General features: G+C 54.2%; 17 protein-coding genes and 1 tRNA gene. 11 read left to right on the top strand and 7 right to left on the bottom strand.

All coding sequences use genetic code 11. The annotated features are described in order from the left end of the window. Positions 1-9 precede the first annotated feature (9 nt). The gene (locus RDV48_02590) at positions 10-1,302 is read right to left on the bottom strand and encodes a hypothetical protein (protein ID MDQ7821664.1); all 1,293 of its coding nucleotides are present in this window, start codon (positions 1,300-1,302) and stop codon (positions 10-12) included. 277 nt (positions 1,303-1,579) lie between these two features. Between RDV48_02590 and RDV48_02595 the strand changes: the two genes are divergently transcribed. The 5 genes from RDV48_02595 to RDV48_02615 all read left to right on the top strand — a co-directional run bounded on the left by RDV48_02595 (position 1,580) and on the right by RDV48_02615 (position 6,461). Next, positions 1,580-2,350, top strand: coding sequence for a hypothetical protein (locus RDV48_02595; protein ID MDQ7821665.1), 771 nt, complete (start codon positions 1,580-1,582; stop codon positions 2,348-2,350). Positions 2,351-2,416: 66 nt separating this feature from the next. Next, positions 2,417-3,370: a calcium-binding protein gene (locus RDV48_02600; protein MDQ7821666.1), complete on the top strand. Its 954-nt coding sequence runs from the start codon at positions 2,417-2,419 to the stop codon at positions 3,368-3,370. Positions 3,371-3,510: 140 nt separating this feature from the next. Continuing rightward, a tRNA-Tyr gene (locus tag RDV48_02605) sits at positions 3,511-3,594 on the top strand. A 1,477-nt stretch (positions 3,595-5,071) separates the two neighbouring features. After that, positions 5,072-5,728 carry a thioredoxin-dependent peroxiredoxin gene (gene prxU, locus RDV48_02610; protein ID MDQ7821667.1) on the top strand — a complete coding sequence of 219 codons (657 nt, stop codon included), beginning with the start codon at positions 5,072-5,074 and terminating at the stop codon, positions 5,726-5,728. Between the two features lie 247 nt (positions 5,729-5,975). Beyond that, positions 5,976-6,461 (top strand): hypothetical protein, encoded by a 486-nt coding sequence (locus RDV48_02615; GenBank protein MDQ7821668.1) that lies wholly within the window; start codon positions 5,976-5,978, stop codon positions 6,459-6,461. Positions 6,462-6,506: 45 nt separating this feature from the next. On the opposite strand, the gene RDV48_02620 is transcribed toward RDV48_02615, so the two are convergent. Both RDV48_02620 and RDV48_02625 read right to left on the bottom strand, forming a co-directional pair. Continuing rightward, positions 6,507-8,270 (bottom strand): hypothetical protein, encoded by a 1,764-nt coding sequence (locus RDV48_02620; protein MDQ7821669.1) that lies wholly within the window; start codon positions 8,268-8,270, stop codon positions 6,507-6,509. A gap of 80 nt (positions 8,271-8,350) precedes the next feature. Further along, positions 8,351-9,025 (bottom strand): hypothetical protein, encoded by a 675-nt coding sequence (locus RDV48_02625; GenBank protein ID MDQ7821670.1) that lies wholly within the window; start codon positions 9,023-9,025, stop codon positions 8,351-8,353. A gap of 202 nt (positions 9,026-9,227) precedes the next feature. Here RDV48_02625 and RDV48_02630 point away from each other — a divergent pair, with 202 nt between their 5' ends. From RDV48_02630 to RDV48_02640, 3 genes are all read left to right on the top strand, one after another. Further along, on the top strand, positions 9,228-10,793 hold the full coding sequence (locus RDV48_02630) for a clostripain-related cysteine peptidase (protein MDQ7821671.1): 1,566 nt from the start codon (positions 9,228-9,230) through the stop codon (positions 10,791-10,793). Between the two features lie 266 nt (positions 10,794-11,059). Beyond that, positions 11,060-12,541: a DUF4070 domain-containing protein gene (locus RDV48_02635; protein ID MDQ7821672.1), complete on the top strand. Its 1,482-nt coding sequence runs from the start codon at positions 11,060-11,062 to the stop codon at positions 12,539-12,541. Between the two features lie 193 nt (positions 12,542-12,734). Beyond that, a complete protein-coding gene (locus tag RDV48_02640) occupies positions 12,735-12,887 on the top strand; it encodes a hypothetical protein (protein ID MDQ7821673.1) in 153 nt (50 codons plus the stop codon). A 12-nt stretch (positions 12,888-12,899) separates the two neighbouring features. Here RDV48_02640 and RDV48_02645 read toward each other — a convergent pair whose 3' ends face one another. After that, positions 12,900-13,406, bottom strand: a complete 507-nt coding sequence (locus RDV48_02645; protein MDQ7821674.1) for a hypothetical protein — start codon at positions 13,404-13,406, stop codon at positions 12,900-12,902. Between the two features lie 209 nt (positions 13,407-13,615). Between RDV48_02645 and RDV48_02650 the strand changes: the two genes are divergently transcribed. Next, positions 13,616-16,447: a UPF0182 family protein gene (locus tag RDV48_02650; protein ID MDQ7821675.1), complete on the top strand. Its 2,832-nt coding sequence runs from the start codon at positions 13,616-13,618 to the stop codon at positions 16,445-16,447. Here RDV48_02650 and RDV48_02655 read toward each other — a convergent pair. Both RDV48_02655 and RDV48_02660 read right to left on the bottom strand, forming a co-directional pair. Then, the gene (locus tag RDV48_02655) at positions 16,440-17,492 is read right to left on the bottom strand and encodes a cyclic nucleotide-binding domain-containing protein (GenBank protein MDQ7821676.1); all 1,053 of its coding nucleotides are present in this window, start codon (positions 17,490-17,492) and stop codon (positions 16,440-16,442) included. The two genes, RDV48_02650 and RDV48_02655, sit on opposite strands and share 8 nt — an antisense overlap. A gap of 11 nt (positions 17,493-17,503) precedes the next feature. Next, a complete protein-coding gene (locus tag RDV48_02660; GenBank protein MDQ7821677.1) occupies positions 17,504-18,577 on the bottom strand; it encodes a PilT/PilU family type 4a pilus ATPase in 1,074 nt (357 codons plus the stop codon). A 178-nt stretch (positions 18,578-18,755) separates the two neighbouring features. Here RDV48_02660 and RDV48_02665 point away from each other — a divergent pair, with 178 nt between their 5' ends. Further along, entirely contained in the window at positions 18,756-19,949 is a 1,194-nt protein-coding gene (locus RDV48_02665; protein MDQ7821678.1) for a hypothetical protein, read from the top strand. Here the strand turns inward: RDV48_02665 and RDV48_02670 are convergent. Then, a complete protein-coding gene (locus RDV48_02670) occupies positions 19,946-20,554 on the bottom strand; it encodes a hypothetical protein (protein ID MDQ7821679.1) in 609 nt (202 codons plus the stop codon). The genes RDV48_02665 and RDV48_02670 overlap by 4 nt on opposite strands. A 309-nt stretch (positions 20,555-20,863) precedes the next feature. Here RDV48_02670 and RDV48_02675 point away from each other — a divergent pair, with 309 nt between their 5' ends. Next, a complete protein-coding gene (locus RDV48_02675) occupies positions 20,864-22,213 on the top strand; it encodes a hypothetical protein (protein MDQ7821680.1) in 1,350 nt (449 codons plus the stop codon). Positions 22,214-22,354: the final 141 nt, after the last annotated feature.

Consider the following 22,354-nt stretch of genomic DNA (forward strand, 5'->3'; position numbering starts at 1 on the left):
CCTTCCAGTCTACTTCTTTTTCCCTGCGATGTCGGTCACGGCGCCGAAGAAGCCCTTGACGCCCTCAACGACACCATCCACCACGCCTACGCCGCCCTCGAAGCCTTTTTTGAAGCCTTCCTTGGCGCCGGCTGCTGTTCCCACCATGGCTCCCTCAATGGTATTCCTGAAGGTGTCATGGACCTTGTTGTCCGTTTCGGGGTTATCTGATGCGGCTGCCTCGAGAGTCTGGGAGATGTTGTTGGTGATCTCCTTGTCGGCGCCGCTCTTCTTCTCAATTCTTCTCACCACTTCGCCGGCGATGAGGCCCGATCCCAGGCCTATGCCGAGCCCTACAGGGCCTCCCATCATGAAGCCGCTGATTGCACCTGCGGCACCGAACTCAAGGAAGCCCAGCATCCTCTGGAACTTATAAAAGCCGTTGTGGATACCGTCAAACTCCTTGCTCGCCCCTTCGCCGATGCCCTGGATAAGCCCAGCCGGCGTGCTCATCGCTGCCCCTATGGTTCCGGAGAAGAGGCCCGCTGCCACTCCGACAACTTTCTTCGGGAGCCCGAGCACGGCGTCAAAAATCTTGGCCATGCCGCTCTTTTCTGCTCCCTCTGCCTGGCCGTCCTGAACGGCGCTGCCACTTTCGGCAGGAGGCTTGGGACCGATCTTGCCGGTGATGACTCCGCCCACGCCCTTGGCTCCTTCTATGACGCCGCTCACAAGGCCTCTCCCTTCCTGGAAGCCGGTCTTGAAGCCTTCCCTTCCTTCCACTATGGAGCCCAGGATGGCTCCCTCGGTGGCGTTCTTTGCCATATCGCGGGCTTTTTTGCCGCTGGGCACGTTATTGCTTACCGCCTTTTTCACGGACTTTTCGAGCTTTTCTGTCATCTTGTCGTCGGCATCGCATTCGTGCTGCACGCCGAGCCTTATGACGCCAAGGACTACTCCGGCTATACCGCCGCCTATGGCTCCCGGCACACCGAGAACCGCTGCGCCGCCGAGGGCTCCTGCCGTTCCCAGTTCAAGCACTGTGGCAACCTGGAAAGGCGTGGAGCCGCTTCCCTCATCGACGCCTTCCACCATGCCTCCCACGAACCCTGCCGGCACGTTGACGACTGTCTCAATAGCGCCGCCGATGGCGCCCGCCGCGGTCTCCAGGGCTTTCCTGGGGAGCGACATGACGCCGCCGCTTCCTGATATGGTGACCTGGTCCTTTGCCTCCCGGGCCTGGGGAGCATCCTGGGCGGGCGCTCCTCCCGGTCCCCTTTCCGGCATTGGATCGGGCATTCTGGTCTGGCCTATCGTGTTCATCGTATACCCCCTTCTCAATGCAAATGGTCTTTCCGTGTGATACTTCTATAGTATACCATGAAGGCTTCCATGCACAAGCATACTATATTGCCAAAGTGTAAACAAATGCCCAGAAAAAAATGCTTTCAGGGCGCCCTGACACGACTTTCCCGGCAAAAAGCATTTCAGGGCGGCAAGGTGCATTTACACGCGGTGAAGGGTCAGAATCATTCGAGCAGGTGGCTTTACCGCCATGGAAAAAGTCGTGATAATTTCAAAAAACAAAGGAGTGGTGGCAATGGAGATAAAACCATCAGGGCGGATGAAAAAGCCCTGTTACCCCCGTATGGAAGAGTTTGGCGGGAAAAGTGACGACTTCATTCCCATGCGGTGGAAGCGAAGCGCTCTTGTCGCAGGGGCGGTGTGGACTCTCGCAATGTCGGGTGCGGCACTGCCGTCGTTGTGTCCTGCAGTGACCTCTGTTGCTGCCGAGCAGGGAGTGATCAGGTTCGTTTCTAATGCTGCAGTGGCGCCGCTTTTTGACCATGGAAACGGCTTCGTGAGGAGCGGCGGCAAGGCCCCTTCATATCCTAAATCCCTCACTGAGGATGAGGCACGGCAGATTATAGAGGGTGAGTTCAAGAAAGCCGGCGTGGTCTTCGACCTCCATGGGGCAAAGGTAGAGGGGCTCACGGGAGATTACCGGAACCTGAATTCCCTTGCGGGCGGGGAGCTGGGGCTCACCGGTTACAAAGGGCCCGTGGACCTGGATGGGTACTCCACGAAAAACAACTTTGCCTACGAGTTCGTGTCGGGAGCTGATGCGGCGCTCTTCATAAAGCGGGGGGAGGCCAGGAGCACGGCACCGCCTGTGGCTTACACAAGGCCGGCGGCGAAAATCCTGAGGGCCCTTTTTGAGAAGGCGGGGAAGATCAATGTGATTGTGCTCTATGATCCCATGGCCATGAAAAATTACCAGGGTGACCTTGCAGGGTCCCGCAGGAACCTCAAGGCCCAGGCGGCCGATGCCGTCACGTGGGCAAAGAAACAGGGCTGGGCAGGGAAGTGACGGCACTCCCTTGACAGGCAGGCACTTTGCCGTGATACATAAGAAAAAGGAATGGGAGGTGTTCTTATGTCAGAGATAGGAGCAATCCAAGGTGACAACGCGCTCTGGAACATAAAAAGTCCCCAGGGTGCCGGCCCGGCAGGTTCCGCCGCTGCCGCCTCCTCCTCCTCGGGAGGCTCGGCCGCTGCCGCAGCGGCTTCCAGCGGTAGTGGGGCAGTATCGTCAGACCTCATCAATTACTCGGAGGATCTCTCAGAGGAGCTCACCGAAAATCCCGATTACATGAAGCAGCAGGAGCCCATAGTAATCCGGGGAACTGAGGGCAACGACAAGATCAAGGTAAAGCAGCACAAGGACGGAAGCGTGACGGTAAAAGTCAACGGGCAGAAGATGAAGTTCTCTCCCGAAGAAGCCCAGCGGCTTGTCATAGATGCCGGCGGCGGCAACGACAAAATAAAGGTGAACAAGAACGTGAAGTATGACCTCACCCTCCAGGGCGGTGACGGGAATGACAGGATAAAAGGGGGGAGCGGGAACGACACTATAGACGGTGGTGCGGGAAATGACGTGATCCGCGGAAAGAAAGGCGATGACTGCATAGAAGGCAGTGAGGGGAATGACCGCATCCGCGGTGGGAAAGGCAACGACTGCATCAACGGCGGTAATGGCAACGATAAGATCCGTGGCGGCCGCGGCGACGATGAGCTCTACGGCGGCGATGGAGATGACAAAATCCGTGGTGGAAAGGGAAACGACTGCATATGCGGCGGCGACGGCGACGACAAGCTCCGCGGCGGCCGCGGCGACGACTTTATTCACGGCAGCACGGGAAATGACCGCATCCGCGGCGGGAGAGGCAACGACACCATTTACGGCGGTGACGGGAATGATGTGATCCGCGGCAGGCAGGGCAACGACACCATTTACGGCGAAGAGGGCGACGATAAGCTCCACGGCGGCCGCGGCAAGGACCAGATTGACGGAGGCGAAGGAAACAACAAGATATACGACAGGAAATGAGCCAGCCGGCTGACGGGGCGGCGTGACGTGAATAAGAGCCATGAGGCCCAGGCAGGCTCATCTGCCCGGGCCTTTTCCCATACTATTGACAATTCAAGGAAGGTCATTTATAATATCTCGTACATCGGTTCTGTTCACATGGGTAGGTGGCCGAGTGGTTAATGGCACTAGACTGTAAATCTAGCGAGCGATGCTCTACGGTGGTTCGAACCCACCCCTGCCCATTTTTTATTGTACCGGAAAGGATCCGGCACAATAAAAAACACCATCCTGCCTGGGATGGTGTGTGCGTTGATTACAAGTCTATTGTTGTCTCTATGCTATCAGAAATATTCTCGGCGCGCTCCTCGATGAACCCGGACTAGACAGGCCTGTCCTTTCTGCTGCAGCGCCGAAGGAGTTTTTTTCTCCTCCCGCATATCATTGTTCTCTTTCACCGGCGGCGGGCAGCACCACCGGCAGGAGCACCACTCCTTATGACTCTTTGATCCCATTGCCAGGTGTTTCGCCTCTCCCTTTTCCATTCACTCTCTTCCACCATGGCTTCCTCGGTTCTGCCCTATGACTATTGCTTGGCCGATATGCCTTTAAACGGATATTTCTTTGAAGTTCCTTCGATATACCCCAGCCTGTGAGCTCAATTATGGTTATGCTCCCTGTCGGAGCAATACTTCTCCCCAAAATGGGATGAATCTAGCTCTTTTGCGATATAGCGAATCGGTTGCCGTAGCACCGCTTTTTTGGAAGCGGTCATTGCCATACCCTTTGCCCCCTTTCGGTTTGAATAAAGATTAACTGAGCTTGATGCGGTTCTCACAACATTCTCTCTTACCGCTTCTTTAATTATACTACATTCTCTCTGCCAATTACAAGCTGAACATTCGATAACAATTGTCACTCTGAGCTTAGTGCTTAGCCAAATATCATGGTGGCCCTTCACATCGCAAAAAATCGAACATACCTATAGTGCCGCATATATAAGAAAGGGGTTTTCAGTAAGAAACATTTCATCGTGGCTTATTTTCTCGATGTATTTAAAAATCACTTTTTCTCCATGCCCTATGTGAAGAGCTTTTTACCTGTAACTCATTTTCAGGGCAGTCTCGAGCCACCGGGAGAGGTCGTTCGTCTGGAAATCCCGTGGTTATAGATAGGTGGCCGAGTGGTTAATGGCACTAGACTGTAAATCCAGCGAGCGATGCGCCATGGTGGTTCGAGCCCACCCCTTCCCCCTGCGGGCAGGGAAAAGCACCTTCAGAGAGGCATGGTGACTAAATAGGCCACCTGGCCCTGTATGCACCGGACACAGATAATTATATCTTTCGTTCCACCTCTGAACACACTCTGTATCATTCTTACCGCCTCTTTTCATTTCGTGCTTTGGTATATGCCTGTATTATACAGAATATATTTGAAGAAACCATGAATTTGAGGTGAAGATTTGATGAAGATGAGATTCATCAGAAGTCGCCACTCTGGAGACACATGACAGGAAGGTATGGTGGTGCCGGCCTTGAAATACTATAGAGTATCATTTTTAACAAGAAAGGAGGTGAAAGTATGAAAATCCGAGTAATCACCGCTCTTCTTGCTATTCTGCTTTTTGTCTTCATTGCAGGTGCATTCTGTGCTGCCGATGAGAAAGCCAAGCCGGCAGAAGGCTGCGTCACCGAGGCGAAAGGGCCCCTTGTCTCCGGAGAGGTGCAGAAACACCAAGGGACTCCCGAGCCACCCCACAAGGTCCATGCCCGGGTAGGAAAGGCCGCGCCCGATTTTGAGGCGAGCGCTTACCTCAATGGAGGGTTCAAGAACATCAAGCTCTCCGACTACAAGGGAAAATGGGTCATTCTCTGCTTCTATCCCGGAGATTTCACCTTTGTCTGACCGACCGAGTTATCGGCAGTTGCCGTTAAATACAAAGAAATCCAGGGCATGGGGGCAGAGGTCATCTCCATGAGTACTGACAGCAAGTTTGTGCACAAGATATGGCAGGAGGAAGAGCTCTCAAAGATGGTGCCGGGTGGCGTGCCTTATCCCATGGCATCAGATCCGGGCGGCCAGATCGGCAAGGTTTACGGCGTCTATGATGAAACCGGCGGAGTTGACATCAGGGGCCGTTTCATCATAGATCCTGACGGCGTTATCCAGGCCCTGGAAATGCTCACCCCCCCGGTGGGCAGAAACGTGTCGGAGCTCATCAGGCAGCTCGCTGCCTATAAGCATGTCCGGGCGACCGGCGAAGTGACGCCCTCGGGGTGGAAGCCGGGGAAGAAAACCCTGAAGCCGAGCCCCAGCCTGACAGGCAAAGTCTGGAAAGAGTGGAAGCCCCAGGAAGCCTTCGAAGACCCTCGAAAGTAATAAGATCCCGTGCAAGGAGAGGGTGCTGCACCCTCTCCTTCTTTCTTGCCTGCCGCAGGCAGAGCCCCTGCACTCACCCCCTGGCTTCCCCTTGACATGATCTCTCAATTCATAAGCTTCCTTAAGCTGACCATTGAGAAAGGTTTCATGAACGGAGGGTTGAATTATACCTTAGTATCAATAAAAAAATTTACTGAATCATTGCAGTCATATGAGCAGCCACAAAAAAAAACGGGAGGACAATTTTATGGCCCATTACCTGATCGTCGCAAATATGATCAATACGGCTGACGGCTCGGCACTCTCCGCCCCTGAAGTTTATGAGACAATGATAGACCATAACTGCTGGGAGTTTGCCCCCACCGCACCCCACCTGGACAAGATCACGAAGGATGATGTGCTGTTTTTTTATCTTGGAGCAGAAAACGCACGCTATATTGCAGGAGAAGCGCTGGTGGCAGGCGATCTTGCAGAGATCGACCAGAACGCTCCCAGTACTTTTGCCAAAAGAAAAGTATCTATTTTCACGAAGCGCCTTCCGTTGAAAGAGATAGTAAAGTATAAAGCGGGACATGTGGGACCCACTGTCATGAAGAAGCTCAGCTTTGTGAAGAGCAGCACCGTTCCAGAAAAATACTTTGGAGTACACCTTAAAGATGGAATATGCGCACTCGATAAGAATGACGCTCAGGTAATCAGGGATGCGGCAGGTATCACCGAAAAGCCAGAGTAAGGTGAAGTCAAGTTGATAATCCAGTAAAATCCGCCTGAAAATGTGCTAAGCCGGAACGGCTCCCCCGGGCCTTATTTTCAGTTTGGCAGGCAGGTATTCATCCAGGAACTCCTTTGCCCTCTTAGAGCGGATGATGAGAGTGAAAGCTGCAAGAGGGATTACGATAAAAGAGAAAAAGAGATATCCCATTCCCAGTAATTCAGCAAATCCAAAGGCATACCCCTCTGATAAGATCTGTCTCCATAGGACTACGCAGACAATGAGCACCACGCCAAAAAGCACAATCTCGGCACTGCTCGACTTGAATTTTATCTTGAAATCAAGCTTTTGAATCGATCCCACCACTCTTGAAAAGAATTCGTCGAGAATCTTGCCCATTACCCCGGGGTGGACAAGTTCACCGATAAGAATAACCCATGGGACCAGTGAGGCGGTATTGAAGGTAAAATCACTGGTGAGAAAAAGTCCATTGATGCGGGTGCAGAATACATAGAGCTGAGCGGGAATCAAAAAAGCCGGTCCCCATAAAGTGTGAAGGATACAGCAAAGCTTTGAGTAAGGGTAGATTCCCGCATGGACAAAAAGCCCCAGAATGTATGCTGCATAGAAAGCAAAGATATAGAATACAACTTTCACAAGACTATAGATAAAAAAGCGGGTGATTTTCTCCGCATCTTCTTTCTGTGGCTGTGCCCCTCCTTTTATATGCCATTCTCCAGCCTTTCGCACAAATAGATTGGAGGAGAGCACTGCAAGAAACATAGCCGAGAGGACATAAATGTGGATCAGATGCTCTGCAGGGCTATGAACCAGCCATAAGATCAGATAAAGGAGCAGAAAAGCCACTATTCCCATACGCTCCAGAAGAATCTTCCGAAAAGTGCCGGCAGGTGCTTTCAGTGTGGGAACTCCAGTTATTTCAATGAAGGAGAGAAAAAAAAGCAGGTATACACTGAAGAAAAGTGAGGATCTGGTCAAAATCTGAGCCCGGACTCCGTGGAGTATTTCACCGCGGGCTGCCTGCTCCCCTCCAAGTGATTTGATAAAATGTAGTGACGCCCGGGTAATATCAGGATCAAGCGGTTCTATGTAGTGATCCGTTAAAAAGGAGATAAAATAAATACGGTTTGTCTTCTCTTTCGATATGCTATGGGGAATATCACTGTTTCTTATAAGAATCTCCCTGGTGGTCTTCTTTCCCACTGTTCCCAGAAAGGCGTCCAACATTTTTGAAACAGGGTGGAGCTCATCAAAGATTCCTGCAGTCATGAGCAGCTGAGAAGAAGAGCCAGGCAGGTATTCTACGGGATAACCCACTGCAATCTCACCGGCCACCCCGGAATGGGATCGTGCCACCATTGATGTGACATTCGCTCCAATGGAGTGCCCTGACAGAAAGACCCTTCCGGTATCCACGTACTCAATTGAAAGCATGTAATCCGCAGCAGCCTTTACATCAGAGAGATAATCCTCGAAGCTCTTCCTTTTCCCGTCAATCTTCCTTGCTTTCTTCAGGAGCAGATCCATTACCACAATGCCATTTTCAGCCAGAACCCTGGCGGCAGGCTGGAGCGCCTCCCTGTTTTGAAGCCCGTAATGGACCGAGACGAGGGCAGGGCACTTTGCATCACTGTCATTTAAAGGGATATAAAGAATTCCCTCAACAGTATCCTGCCGGTCATTTCTGAAGCCCACCGTTTCAGTTCTGTAATGATTAAACGGCCTTGCGAAAATGAGCACAGAGAGGATAATCCCCGGTGCGGTGAGCACAATAAAGATAATGAACACAATCCTGTTAAATCTGGGCATTTACTTCTCTTCACTCCAAGGAGATGAAACCGGGTGCCATGGCCGGGGTATGAAAAGCTGCCGACAGGCCCCCCTTTTCCTCATGTGCCAAACTCGAAGCCCAGAACCCAGTGGGACTCCTCACCTGCGAGAGCGATGAGCTCCATGGTCTCCCGGTGGTCTTTCTCGATGTGTTTTGCGAGGTCGGGGCTGTCTTCCCTGGCCATTGCGATGACATAGTCGATGGCGCCTGTGGCATTGAGGTCTCCGACAAGCAGCCGCGCCTCACGGGGCGCCGTAAGGGCCGCCCATTCACCGTAGAATCTTCCCGGCGGGGGGCCTTTCCCGAAGAGCCACCAGGGATGCCTCACGGCGGATTCCGCCTCAAGCCCGATACCCACGGTCCTCAGAAGCGAAATATAGGCATCTCTCTGGCCTTTCTCCCGGAGGCGGTCCCAGAAGGTCTCCCTTGAGCCGTAGCCCCCGTTCTCCATGTCCTGCCAGAACCTGTCACAGGTCCATGAACTGTACTGCATCAGGCGGCACTCCGCAATGCAGGCCCGGTAAATCTGGATCACGGCTTCTCCTTTGAGGACCGTCCGCATGCCGTCCTTTACCAAGGCAAATTTATCACCCTCATACTCGTTTCTTTCAGCATCCATGTCATCTTCGGTGAGGGCAAGTATTTCCTGCCACCGTTCCTCGAGAAATTCCCTGGCAAGAGTGAGGTATTTCTCCTCGAAGACTTTCCTGTCGAGCAGTATGTGGGTTCCCATAATAATCTCTCCACCCCTCTCTTGTATTTCTCCCCTTCTCGGTGCCATTCTCTGTTGACATGTTTTTTCCCTTGTCCCGGTGGCGGGGTATTTCTCATTTCCGCGCTCATGGCACTTTTCCCCATTGACAGGGATCTTTCTCCTGTTCTATGATAAGAGGAAGGGCTTTCAGAGGCAGATGGTGCTTTAAGGAGCGTGCAGGATGAAAATGCTGTTACAAGTCATGGCGATCCTTGTGCTTATTGCAGGCGGCTGCGGAGGCGGCAGTGGCGGGGGGAGCGCCGGTAGCGGAGGCATCGGAAGCACTGGAGGGGGAGCCTCAACGGCTTCAGGCACCGCAACTCTCGAAGGCACTTGCTGTTCACTGGGAAGCAGCATCTTCTCCCAGGACTCGGTGAGGATCCCTCCGGGGTACGTCCCCGCCCAGGGAATCCTCGTGACCTGTGATCTCTCGACCGCTTCAGCCACGACGGACACGGGCGGCCGTTTTAAAATCCAGGGCGTACCCCCGGGCGGGCCCTGCAAAGTCACCTTCTCGGTGAGCGGCGAAAGCCGCAAAACGGTCACGACCGCCACCCTCAAGTCCGGCGAAACCTGCAATGTGACGGCCGACGGCTACAGTGTCGTCGCGGTCCCCCCCTCGAGGAAGCAATGGACCTATCTCTGCTATATCGCCTCGGACAACGACCTCGGCGATCCCGGAAACTCCGAGCCCAATGTCTCCAGGAACGTCATCGAGTCAATGGAGAAAACGGGCTCGACAGACCTCGTGAACGCCGTGGCGCTCCTGGATGAGCGTTACTCAAACACGAAGTTCTATTATGCAAAGAAAGACAGCGATTACTCTGCTATCACGTCGCCTGCCGAGGATTACGGGCAGAACATGGATACCGGTGATTATAAGGTGCTGCAGAGTTTTGTTGAGAAAGCAATGACGCTTTATCCCGCTGAGCATTATGTGCTGGATGTGTGGGATCATGGGAGCGGTCCCAGGGCGAAGGCCTCCAGGCCCCGCCCGCGCTCCATCTGCTCGGACAGCGTGACGGGTCACCAGATAACGGTGCCGCAGCTCGGGCAGGTATGCTCATCAGCCAGTCAAAGGGCGGGAAAAGCCCTCGATATCCTTGTGCTCTCCGCATGCACCATGGGTGACTACGAAATCATGTACGAGGTGAAGGACTCGGTGAGCTATTTTATAGCCTCGCCCTCGTCCCTTTACGGAAATATGTATATACCGAGCGAGCCTTATGACCAGTTTCTCACAAGGCTCAACAGCGTTACCTCGGGGAGCGGCATCGCCGCCGCGGTGCAGGCCATGGCGGCCGACACCTTCAAGGCGCATACTGACCTGATGCCGGCCGACCCCCATGCTTTTGTGGCTGCTGACCTTGGGAAACTGAACGCCTTCCACGGGAAATTTACGAGCTTCGCCCGGCTCTGCAAGGACGCCCTCTCTTCCTCAAAGACAGAGCTTGCCTCGCTCATGGCTCAGGCTCCCCAGCTCGGGTCAGGAGGCGATCTCTATTTCTTTGCCGATAAGATAAGGACGTCCATGAGCGGTGACCTGGCCTCCTCGGCCGATGCCCTGGCGGGGGCAATCGTGGTGGGCGACGGCAGCCTCCTTCTCTATTCGGCCTCGAACAGGAGCGAGTGGAGCGGTCTCAAGCTTCTCTCTGTCACCCTGGAAGCCCTGGCCCCGCAGTCCACCTATGATGACCTTACCCTTGCAAAGGACACGGACTGGGAGAGTTTCCTGAAAGGATTCTAGCCGGTACAGGGAGTGCCGCCCTTTGCACTTCCTCCAGGAAACCTTTAATAAAAGTGATTATTATCTTTTAATACTAGAAAAATTCTAATTGCTCCGGTCTTCCTCTTCTCGTATAATAAAAATGAGGAACTCTTTCCTTTACGTGGACTCAATGATTGAAGAAATATCCGGTTCCCCCGGCGATCCTTCATGAATGATGCATAAGGATAAAGAGATTCCGTGATGCTCAGTAAGGGAATCCATCCCTATGAGGGAGGCTGCAGGGAATGAGGAGCGGGAACATAAGGGTTCTTCTTGTCTATCCCCAGTATCCAGACACCTTCTGGAGCTTCAAGCATATTCTGCCTTTCATTGCCAAGAAGGCTGCCTTTCCCCCGCTTGGCCTTCTCACGGTAGCCGCGATGCTTCCCCGGGAGTGGGAGAAAAAGCTCGTGGACATGAACGTGTCGCCCCTTGCCGACAGTGATATCCAGTGGGCTGACTATGTCTTACTCAGCGCAATGATTGTGCAGCGTGACTCGGCGAAGAAGGTGATAAGGCGCTGCCGGGAAATGGGCACCGCCGTCGTGGCCGGGGGGCCTCTTTTCACCTCACAGTATGAATCATTTGAGGAAGTTGATTATATCGTCACCGGCGAGGCCGAGGTGACGCTCCCCCGGTTTCTCAAGGACCTCGGCGAAGGCACTCTCCGGCATCTGTACGTCTCCGATGAGCATCCAGACCTTGCCTCAACCCCCGTGCCGCTGTGGGAGCTTATCTCGATGAAGGACTATGTCTCCATGTCGGTGCAGTATTCCCGCGGCTGCCCCTTTCAGTGCGAGTTCTGCGATATCATCATTCTCAACGGCCGTGTGCCCAGAGTGAAGACGACGGCGCAGCTACTGGGGGAGTTCGAATCCCTTTACACCAGGGGGTGGCGCGGTGACGTCTTCATCGTGGACGACAATTTCATAGGAAAAAAGGAAGAGGTGAAAAGGGCCCTCCCCGAGATAACGGCCTGGATGAAAGAGAGGAAGAATCCCTTTTCACTTTTCACCGAGGCGTCGATTAACCTTGCCGATGACGAGGAGCTCATGAGACTCATGGCTGAAACGGGATTCCACAGGGTCTTCGTCGGCATAGAGACGCCTGAAGAGGAGAGCCTCGCCGAGTGCAGGAAGCACCAGAACAGCGGCCGAGACCTTGTGGCATCGATAAAGCGGATCCAGAAGCACGGCATGGAGGTTCTGGGAGGCTTCATAGTAGGCTTTGACAGTGATCTTCCGTCGATTTTCGAGCGGCAGATCTCCTTTATCCAGAAAAGCGGCGTCGTAGTGGCCATGGTAGGCATCCTTAACGCGCTTCCCGGCACGATTCTTTACAAGCGCCTCAAGAAGGAAAACAGGCTCATTGCCGATTCATCAGGTAATAACGCCGACGCCTCCATAAACTTCCTCCCGAAGATGGACATGGAAACGCTCATGGAAGGGTACCGGAAAGTGGTGCGCACCATTTATTCGCCCAGGGAATACTGTGACCGTGTCATCACCTTTCTGAAGGAGTGCAAGCCTGACGTGAAAATCAAGTTGTGCCGCCATGAGTTCCTCGCGTTCCTGAAATCCATATGGTATCTCGGCATTGTGGGCAAATACAAGAAATATTACTGGAAGCTCCTCTCGTGGTCCCTTCTCCACCGGCCGAAGCTTTTTCCGAAGGCGGTGGCCCTCGCCATCTGCGGCTTTCATTTTCAGAAGATCTCAATGTGCTGAGGGGGGCTGCTCCTTTCCCTGAAGTAAAAAAAATCTCCTGAAGAAGGAATTACCCTTTTTTTCTCGAATTGCCACAGTGCGGGAATCACGGCTGGAGCGATCCGGTAAGATTCCCGTTTCTCTTTGAAAAAGCCCCTGCACCGCGCTCCTGCCGCTTGACTCCTGACATTGAATCTCCCAAGGAGGAACAGGCATGCCCTCATCACTTGAGAACCTTTCACTGAGAGAACTCGTGGATTTCTGCTCCCAGGTCATGGAAAGAAAGCAGTGGGTCACCAATGACGATTTTCTAAAGCTCAAGGAGGAGATGGGAAGGCGCAGCATTATGGAGTGCTATTCCTGGTAAGGGAGAAGCCTGTCAGATCCGGCCGCTTATAGGCTCGATATCCTCTTCCTCTTCATCGATCTCGCTGAGGTTTTCCTGGTGCTGCTGCATTTTCTGGAGGAACTGCTCCCTTTCGGCTTCTATTTCGGTCTTTCCCTCGAGGGGAGGAAGGCTTTCCTGTGGCGCCGGTATTTTCCTTGGCGCAGGCAGGGGCTCCTGCGGGGGGGCTGCGGGCTCAGCGGCAGCCTCTTCAGGGTGGACAGGCGGCGTTTCGACATTGAGTGACGGTGCGGTCCCGGAGAGCTGGTTCATAAGGGCGAGGGCGGCCGTTGCCCGTGAATAGTCGAACCGGTTGAAGGTGGGTTGTAGCTGTGGAGAGGCGATACGGAGCTGCGAGACCTTGTCACACTCCTTGCGGAGCATCATGTCAAAGACTTCCTCTGTATTGAGAGGCTCTTCCCGCTGCACCGCACCAAAAGCGCCCCCTGACATGAGGGCGGCGACGGGATTTGAATAAGCGTTATAAACAGGTCCCACCATGTTCAGCTCCTCTCCTGATTTCAGTATACCTTCCAAGCCTCCCATGATCCATCGTCCTGCCGTAACATCTGTTACCAGAATGTTAAATAAAAAAGATGGAATGGTAACATTCGGCTGCCCCGGCGCTGAGGAGGAAGGTATTCGCCGACTTGTAAGGAATCTCAGAAAGGTGCCGGTGCAAGGCACCTTATGAGAGCAGGAGTGTCACCATGAAAACCAAGAACCTCTGGAAATGGATTCTCGCGGGAGTAATCTTTACGGTCCTCTTTTTCTTCTGGAGAATAGTATACCTTATCACTGAGTGGCTCTGGTACCGGGGAAACGGCTATGAGGCCGTCTTTAATAAGCTGCTGTGGAGCCAGGTGATCTGCGGGTTCTCCATAGGCCTTCTCTTTTTCATAGTCATCGGCATCAACCATCTGCTGGCCATGAAGTTCCGGTCCAAGGCCCCCCAGTTCCTCGGCGACAACGTGCTCCAGATGCCGGGTGTGTTCTATTTCGATCATTACATGCACAGGGTCGGCCTCATTTTCTGCATCTGCGTGGCCTTTCTTGCCGGCCTGGAGGCCTCAACGAGGTGGGATCTCTTTTTGAAAGCCATGAACCCCGTGGCCTTCGGCCTGAAGGACCCCCTTTTCGGCCTGGATGTGAGCTTCTATGTCTTTCTCCTCCCCCTCTTCGAGTACCTCAGCTATGGCGCCTTTGTCCTCGTGCTCATCTCGCTTCTTTATACGACCGTCATCTATATTCTCGGGCGCGGCATCCACTACACGCCCAAGGAATTCTACGTGCCGAAAAATCCCAAGATACATATTCTTGTCCTTATCACCCTCATGCTCGCCGTAAAGGCATGGGGATACCATCTTTCGCAGTACAGGCTGCTTTTTTCCAAGGACGGTCTGGTCTTTGGCGCCATGTATACCGACGTTTTCGCGGTGCTCCCCTTTCTCAAGTTCGCCGTCATCATATGCATCATCGGTGCCGTCGTCGTGCTTTTCGATGCCTTTACCCGCTATTTCCGATTCACGCTGGGCACCGTTCTCGCCGTGCTGCTGGTCTCTCTTATCGGCGGCGTGGTGTACCCCGGGATTATGCAGAAGTTTCTGGTTGCACCCAATGAGCTCAACAAGGAAAAGCCTTTTATCGCCAGGAACATCGACTTTACCCGCTATGCCTTCGGCCTTGACAGGATCGAGGAGCAGGAGTTCTCTGCCAATGAAGATCTCCGCTGGGCCGATATCGAGAAGAACAATATGACCATCAAGAACGTGCGCCTCTGGGATCACAAGCCTTTGCTTGAAACTTACTCGGAGCTTCAGGAAATCCGCACGTACTATAATTTCTTCGACGTGGACAACGACCGCTACATAGTAAACGGCGAATACCGCCAGACCATGCTCTCGCCGCGGGAGCTCTCCTATGAAAAGCTCCCCGACAAGAAGTGGATAAACCAGACCTTTATCTATACCCATGGCTACGGGGGATGCCTCGGGCCGGTGAACAAGGTGACAGAGGACGGGCTCCCGGAGTTCTTTATCAAGGATATCCCCCCTCTGAGCAGCGCTTCAATCTCCCTAACCCGTCCCGAGATTTATTTCGGCGAGATGACCAATACTTACTCCATTGTGAACTCAGGCGTCAAGGAGTTTGACTATCCTTTTGGCGACAAGAACATGTACTGCCAGTACCAGGGCTCGGGAGGCTTTCCCATTGACAGCTTCTGGAAGCGCCTGCTCTTCGCCTTCCGCTTTCATGAGCTCAAGATCATGCTCAGCACCGATATCAAGCCCACAAGCAGGATACTGTTTTACAGGAACATCAATGAGGCCATAAAGAGGATCACCCCCTATGTCCATTATGATTCCGATCCCTATATGGTCATTTCGGAGGGGCGTCTCTTCTGGATCGTTGACGGCTATACCATCTCGGCAAATTACCCATACTCGCAGCCCATCCCTGAGCTGGGAAACTATATCAGGAACTCGGTGAAAGTGGTCATAGACGCCTACAACGGCACGATGAAGTTCTATATCAGCGATGCATCGGATCCCCTCATAAGCTGCTACAGCACCATCTTCCCCGGTGTCTTTGAGCCCATTGCGAAGATGCCCCCCGACCTGAGGGCCCACATGCGCTACCCTGAAGGGTTCTTTTATGCCCAGGCCCTTATGTACGCCACATACCACATGACTGATCCCCAGGTCTTTTACAACAAGGAGGACCTCTGGAAGATACCGGCCCAGCGGAGTGAAAAACACGAGGGCGACATGCGCCCCTACTATACGATCCTGAAGTTTCCCCCGCCCCATGGCAACAAGGAGGAGTTTATCCTCATGATCCCCTTTACTCCCTCCAGGAAAGCCAATATGATTGCCTGGATGGCGGCCCGGTGTGACGCGCCCCATTACGGAAAGATACTTGTCTATTCGTTCCCCAAGGACAAGCTGATTTACGGGCCTCAGCAGATAGACTCCCGTATAGACCAGGATCCCGAGATCTCCAAGCAGCTTTCCCTCTGGGGGCAGGGCGGCTCTGAAGTCATCAGGGGAAGCCTCCTCGTGATCCCCATTGAGGATTCCCTGCTCTACATCGAGCCCCTTTACCTTGCCGCCGAGAAGGGCAAGATCCCCCAGCTCAAGCGTGTCCTTGTCGTGTATGGGAGCAATGTGGCAATGGAGGAAAACCTTGAGGCTTCGCTCAGAAAAGTCTTCACGGTCGCGGGCGGCCCGGTACCGTCTACGGGCGATTTCTCCGGTGAGCCAAAAGGCCAGGGGTATGAACCGGGAGAGGATATGAAGACGCTCATTATCGAGGCGAACCGTCACTATGACAAGGCCCGGGCATTCCAGCGCGAAGAGAACTGGAGCGGGTACGGCGAGGAAATGAAGCACCTCCGTGCGGCGCTTGAACAGCTGAAAAAGCTCTCAGAAAAGCAGGCGACTCCTGATGAAGGAAAGCTTCCCCGCAAAGACAGTGATGGCACACCCACTCCCGGCGGGGGAGAGCAGGGCCTCGATGAGGGGAAGCCCGCCGTTAAATAACGCTCTTGAAGTACATTCTCCTGAACTTCTCGCGGGCCGTGTGCTCCTCCTTGATGCGCGAGGTTTTCACTTCCAGCGATACCTGCTTTGCAATGGCTGATGTGAGGAGAATCTCGCTCTTGTTGAAGGGGATGAAGTCATCCTTCTTGAGGAGGAAGATGAAGCCGATGGGCTCCTGTTCCACTTTCATCGGCGCGATGAGGAGCCACGAGGGAATGTTCCCTGTCCCGAGGATAAATTTGAGGGTCTCATCAATAAAGGATCCGTCTATTGCAGTGGTCAAGCCTTTTTCCATAACCTGCTTCATGACGCCCGTGAGGGGAACGCCCCGTGCTTCGGGGTTTACCGGTGTCACGCCGTGAAGCGCTTCAAACTCCATGAGCTGGCTGAAGGGGTTGTAGACAAGGAGGGCCCCGTCTTTCAGCTCGAGGGAGACCAGGAGGGTGTCCAGGATTTTTAAAGCCTGCTCCTCTATGGGTTTCTCACCGCTCAGCACGTTTCCGATCTCGTAGAAGGTGATGAGCTTCATATGGTTCGCGCGGAGCCTGTTCGACTGGATCCTTATCATGGAGAAGAGGATTTTCGTGAAGGCTTCGGGGTGAGCCTGCAGCAGCTCAACGAAGCGGGAGCCGTCGATGACGAGAAGCTGCGACCCCTCGGTGGTCTCGGCACGGGCAGAGCGGCGGGCGTTCTCGAAGACGGCCATCTCCCCGAAAAAGTCCCCCGGATCGCAGTAGTCGATGATCAGCTCCCTCCCCCTGCCCCAGTCGATGCTTTTCATGATGGCCACCTGGCCGTAGTCCACGATGTAGATCCTGTCGCCGGGATCCTTTTCGTTGAATATTACCTGGCCGGCGTTGTAACGCTCTATTTTCATGTAGGAGAGAAGCTCTCTCTGGAGCGCAGGATCGAGATCCTTGAAGAGGCCGATCTTGTCAAGGACCTCCTTGATGTCCTCGAGGCCTTCGAAGGAGACGGGGTGCGGCGATCCTTTCCGGGAAGATCCTGGTACCGCCTTTTTCCTGCCTTTTGGTTTCTCAGTCATTGGAAGCCTCCCTAAACATAGAGCCCTACCATGCGGTCAAGCTGGGACTGCACCGCTTCCACGTCAAACGCCTTGGAGAGCACCGTGTCGATGCTTATGGCGCCCTGCTTGTAAATCTCTATCAGCGCCTGGTCCATTGTTCTCATTTCCGGTATGCCGCTCGTAACCATGGCGTTGTAGATGAGGTGCACGTCATTCTGCCTGATAAGGTTAGCAATGGCGGGAGTGACGAACATGATTTCCCTTGCCGCCACAAGGCCCGAGCCCTCGGAGCGCGGCACAAGCTGCTGGGAGACCACAAGCTTGAGGACCCCTGCGAGCTGAACTGCCACCTGCTGCTGCTGGTAAGCAGGGAACACGTCAACAACCCGGGAAAGGGTCTGAGGGGCATTGATGGTGTGGAGGTTGGCTATCACAAGATGCCCCGTCTCGGCGAGGGTGAGGGTCGCGGCGATAGTCTCAAGGTCGCGCATTTCGCCGACCATGATCACGTCGGGATCCTGGCGCAGGATGGCCCTGAGAGCATTGGCATAGGAAAGGGAATCCTGGCGCATCTGGCGCTGATCAATGACGCACTTGTCATTTTCAAAAATAAACTCGATGGGATCCTCCAGGGTGATTATATGGAGCGACCGGCTGTGATTGAGGTGCTCCACCAGGGCGGCGCAGGTCGTCGATTTGCCGCTCCCTGCCGACCCGGTGACAAGGATAAGGCCCCATGGCTGTTCGGAAATTTTCAGTATGGACTTGGGGAGCATAATCTCTTCGGGGAGAGGGGGCCTGAAGCCGATGATCCTGAAGGCCGATGCCACGCTGTTGCGCTGCTTGTAAAGGTTGACGCGGAAGCGGGAGAGCCCCTTGATCTCATAATTCATGTCCAGCTCGCCGTCAGACTCGAACTTCTTTATCTGGTCATGGTTCAGGATTCCGTAAAGGAGGCGCTTTGTCTCATCAGCGGAGATTCGCTGCGTCGAGATGGCCTTGAGGGTGCCGAGAATCCTGTAATAGGGCGCGTTGTTTGCTGAGATCAGTATATCGGTGGCGCCATCTGCCACACCTCGCCGAAGGATTTCAATCAGTTCCATGGTCTCCCCCTTGTCGGAAGAATAAAGTGCTCCATTTTCTCTCATTGGAAAATTAGACAAAGAATGTTTTTTCCCTCTTCATGGAGAAGCTTTTGGCAGTATGAAAGCCTGAGGATTTTGGAACAGGGCAGAAAATTTTCCATTGAAGGCTGGCAAGACAACCCAGGGAGATGAGGCTATGAAGAACAGGACATTCGGACGGGCCGGCTCGTTCGCAGTGGCAGCCATTGTGCTGTCTTTCCTTTATGTGCTCGGGACGCCTTCGGGCGCCGACGAGGAGGAGAAGCCCCTGCGTATCGATAGCAGGTTCGCTGAGCATCTTTACGTGGTGAGCGCCTCCGAAAAATACCGCAGAGAGGGAAAAAACCTTTTTATCATTGATGTCAAAGCCACCTTTTCTCCAAAGGGCAAAGGGGCCCCGCCGGTCCAGCTGTCGCAGAAGGTGGAGCAGTGCGCCTTCACGGCCGATGGGTCACTGTGCCTGTGCATAAACTACGATGAGCCCCGTCTCGTCGCGCTTGACGCGGAAAAAGCGGCTGAGAGCCCTGACGAGGCCGCAGCTTTCGACGTAGCCCTCTCGGCTCCCCCCGTCCAGCTCGCCGTTATGAGAAAAAAGCCCTTCGCTTTCGTGGTGACAAAGGAAAAGTCTGTAATAGAGGTGATCGATCTCACCCGGAAGGCCACCTGCGCCACCGTCCCCCTCAAAGTTCAGGCCCCTGTGACGGCCATGGCCCTTTCCCCCGACGACAGGTACCTCGTGGTGGTGGAAAAAAAGGTCCATCTCTTTGAGGCGGAAAAGCTCACTGACCGTACCCGCAGCACCGAATGCGGCGCCTTCACCCCGCGCCTTGGTGCCTCCTCGGTGCTCTGTGACCCCGACGGCGCAGTCCTCTATGAATCGGACCTGAGCAGGGTGGTGCTCTCGCTTGTGGATATCGGGAAGCTGCTTACCGATCCCCGCAATGCCGAGCTCTCCCAGGGAAGGACAGCCCTTCTCCCCCAGGAGCGCATTGGGAACAGGGAAAAAGAAGGCACTCCATGCAACATGGCCCTCTGTCCCGGCACACCGTATCTCTTCATGACCCATCCTTCAATTGACCGCATGAGCGTCGTCGATACGGAGAAGATGAAGGGCGGCGAGGCTTTATGGGGGGTGTCAAGAGTCTCCACGGGGCATTGTCCCCTCCAGGTGTGCTTTACCGAGGGGGCCGAGTATGCCGTAGTGAACAACAGCCTCTCGGGGAACCTCTACTTTTACGATGCGCCGCGTTGCATCTCTGAGCCTGCCGATGCGCTGGTGATGAAGCTTGCCATCGCCAGGCCCTCTTTCATGGCGCTCAGGCCCAGGGGGACCAGAAATGAGAGCCCTTAGCCGGCTGCTTTCTCCCTTTCAAGGCGGTCCTTCTCGTACATGAGCTCCTTGAGCTTGTAGCGCAGGTTCGAGGCATTGTCCTTCGCGTAGTAGTTCTCGTTGTTGATGCTGTCAACTGCGCTCGACAGCGAGTTGAACTCGGAGTTGAGGTCGTTTATCTTCCACTGGCAGCTGGTGATGGTGTCATAGAGCTTCATTATCTCATCATCAAGCCGCTCCTTTTCCCTTGCGAGGGAATGGAGATCAGAGCCTTCCGCATAGCGCATCTTTTCCTTGACGGTGTACCGCCGGCCCTCGGCGTCGGCCTTCCTGTCGTTTGCTTTTGAGAGCTCATTATTGTTGCGCCAGAGCTCACCTTTTATATACTCCCTTTTGCGGGCGATCTCATCAAGCTTTCCCTGGTTGGTATTGACACGGTATTCCACATTTGCAAGCTCATACTTGTTCTTCTCGATCTCATTTTTGACCCATTCAAGGCGCTGCTCCTTGCTGTAGTCCCAGTACTTGTATTGCTGCTCGTAATCGCTGGTCTGCCACCCTGCAAGGCTCACCGATGGCGAGGTATAGGCATATGATGAAGCTGACGGCACTGATGAAGCGTACATGTCCCTTTCCTCCCGGAACTTATGGTATGCTTTTATAGTAACATAAGTTTTTTCTCTTTTTTATAGATGCCTCGTTAACTTTTTCTGTGAAAATGTTAATTTCGGTACAGGTGGGGATGAGGGCCCTTCACGGCGCCGCTTGCCTGTGTGAGCCCCCTCTTATAACCTGCAGTGAGGGAGGAAAAAGGGGTTGACCCGATGCAGGGCGAAAGAAAACAGGAAAAACAGTCACGGGGCAGTGAAACGTTGCAGCAAAGCAGGGTCAGGCACGGCATGGCTTCTTTCCCGGTGAAGCATTGGAGAGCACTGATGGCACTCGGTACCCTCATCCTCTTTTTCACCCTTTTTTCTTGCCGCGAAGTGTCAGGGAAGAGCCCTTTTGAAGGGAAAGGGAGGAGCTTTGCAGGGAAGAAATCAAAGATGGTGAGTGAAGGGGAGCTTGCCGACATACGGGAGCGCCATGTAAAGCTCGCCGACAGCCTTGCGGCGAAAGAGGATTACAGGGGAGCCTGCATCGCCTATCAGAAAGCCCTCGATGAGCTGATGAAAAGGGGCATGGACCATGGCTTCGATGAGTGGATGAGAATTTACGGGAGCCTTTATAAGCAGGTGGACGGGAAGCTCAGGAAAAGCCGGTCGCTCTTCGAGGCGGGAAGAAAACATTTCCTTGCAGACCTCTATTCCCGTCACCAGAAGGAGCGGCTTTCCCAGGCAGCGTCACTTTCAGGTACTGTGAGGTCCACCCCCTTGAAGAAGGCCGGGAGCCTCTCCCTTGACGGCACCCTTGTGCTGGCCGTAGCGCCTTCAGATTCACCCTTTGCAGATTCCAGGCAGGTCGTGGGCCTCTTTGCTGCCGAATCGGGAGAAAAGCTTTACGAAGAGAGCCCTGTGCCCGATGACAGGCACAACCCCCAGATAACGCGCTGGGGCCGGTCCTATCTCATGCGGAACCCGGTCTGGTCCCCAGACGGCACCAGGTATGCCTATACTCTCAACGGCGCCCTCTGCGTGAATGACGACGGATCGGGGAAACCGGTCCTTGTCTCGGCCATTCCTGATTCCCGCACCGAGAACGACGTGGCCTTCTGGTGGTCCCCCGACGGAAAGAAGCTTGCCTATGTCCGTGATGACGGGAAAAGCAGGACGGTATACTGGAACATGGCGGCAGGAGCCTCGGAGCAGAAGGTGTCAGCAGGTTCGAGGGCCTGCTTCTCTTCCGATTCCTCGATGATTGCCGTTATCGCGGCATCAAGGGTCCACCTCTTCTCCCTTGCCACGGGCAGAAGCGAGGCACTGGGTTCAGGCGATGAGTGTGCATTTTCTCCCGATGACTCCCTTGTAGCCGTCGTGAAAAGGCAGGGGGGGACATGGAGCCTTGATGCCTGCGATCTGAAAAAAAGGAGAGAAACCGGGCTCGCAAGCTCCAGGGATTTCAGGGCTTTTACAGGAAGCACCCCCAGGGATATCACCTTTCTCTCGAGGAACCTTCTTGCCTTTACCTTGAGCGGATCCCGGGGAGGCCGCAGGGTGAGCGAGATATGGGCCTGTTCCCTTCCCCAGGGCGGCATCAGCATGGTGAGAGAAGGGGAGCTGCGCCAGTGGCTTGCCACCCCCATGAGGCTTGCCACCGAGCAGGAGCTTCTTTTTTTCTCCCGGTGAGGTCCCCGGTGCCGGGAAGAGAGAAAAGGAGTTTCCTCTCCCTCCATGGAATGTACCCCTTATCATGGGGGCTGCCACACAAGAAAAAGCTCCCTCCCCCTTGCAGTGGCCGGGACATTCCCGGCGATTCCGAAGAGATAC

The organism is Candidatus Eremiobacterota bacterium (assembly GCA_031082125.1).
Classification (GTDB): Bacteria; Vulcanimicrobiota; CADAWZ01; order CADAWZ01; family Ess09-12; genus Ess09-12.

Coding starts and splice junctions, on each gene's coding strand:
- RDV48_02630 (MDQ7821671.1), top strand. CDS start 9,228: ATGAAAATGCTGTTACAAGTCATGGCGATCCTTGTGCTTATTGCAGGC.
- RDV48_02660 (MDQ7821677.1), bottom strand. CDS start 18,577: ATGGAACTGATTGAAATCCTTCGGCGAGGTGTGGCAGATGGCGCCACC.
- RDV48_02600 (MDQ7821666.1), top strand. CDS start 2,417: ATGTCAGAGATAGGAGCAATCCAAGGTGACAACGCGCTCTGGAACATA.
- RDV48_02655 (MDQ7821676.1), bottom strand. CDS start 17,492: ATGACTGAGAAACCAAAAGGCAGGAAAAAGGCGGTACCAGGATCTTCC.
- RDV48_02620 (MDQ7821669.1), bottom strand. CDS start 8,270: ATGCCCAGATTTAACAGGATTGTGTTCATTATCTTTATTGTGCTCACC.
- RDV48_02615 (MDQ7821668.1), top strand. CDS start 5,976: ATGGCCCATTACCTGATCGTCGCAAATATGATCAATACGGCTGACGGC.
- RDV48_02645 (MDQ7821674.1), bottom strand. CDS start 13,406: ATGGTGGGACCTGTTTATAACGCTTATTCAAATCCCGTCGCCGCCCTC.
- RDV48_02665 (MDQ7821678.1), top strand. CDS start 18,756: ATGAAGAACAGGACATTCGGACGGGCCGGCTCGTTCGCAGTGGCAGCC.
- RDV48_02640 (MDQ7821673.1), top strand. CDS start 12,735: ATGCCCTCATCACTTGAGAACCTTTCACTGAGAGAACTCGTGGATTTC.
- RDV48_02590 (MDQ7821664.1), bottom strand. CDS start 1,302: ATGAACACGATAGGCCAGACCAGAATGCCCGATCCAATGCCGGAAAGG.
- RDV48_02675 (MDQ7821680.1), top strand. CDS start 20,864: ATGGCACTCGGTACCCTCATCCTCTTTTTCACCCTTTTTTCTTGCCGC.
- RDV48_02650 (MDQ7821675.1), top strand. CDS start 13,616: ATGAAAACCAAGAACCTCTGGAAATGGATTCTCGCGGGAGTAATCTTT.
- RDV48_02595 (MDQ7821665.1), top strand. CDS start 1,580: ATGGAGATAAAACCATCAGGGCGGATGAAAAAGCCCTGTTACCCCCGT.
- RDV48_02670 (MDQ7821679.1), bottom strand. CDS start 20,554: ATGTACGCTTCATCAGTGCCGTCAGCTTCATCATATGCCTATACCTCG.
- RDV48_02625 (MDQ7821670.1), bottom strand. CDS start 9,025: ATGGGAACCCACATACTGCTCGACAGGAAAGTCTTCGAGGAGAAATAC.
- RDV48_02635 (MDQ7821672.1), top strand. CDS start 11,060: ATGAGGAGCGGGAACATAAGGGTTCTTCTTGTCTATCCCCAGTATCCA.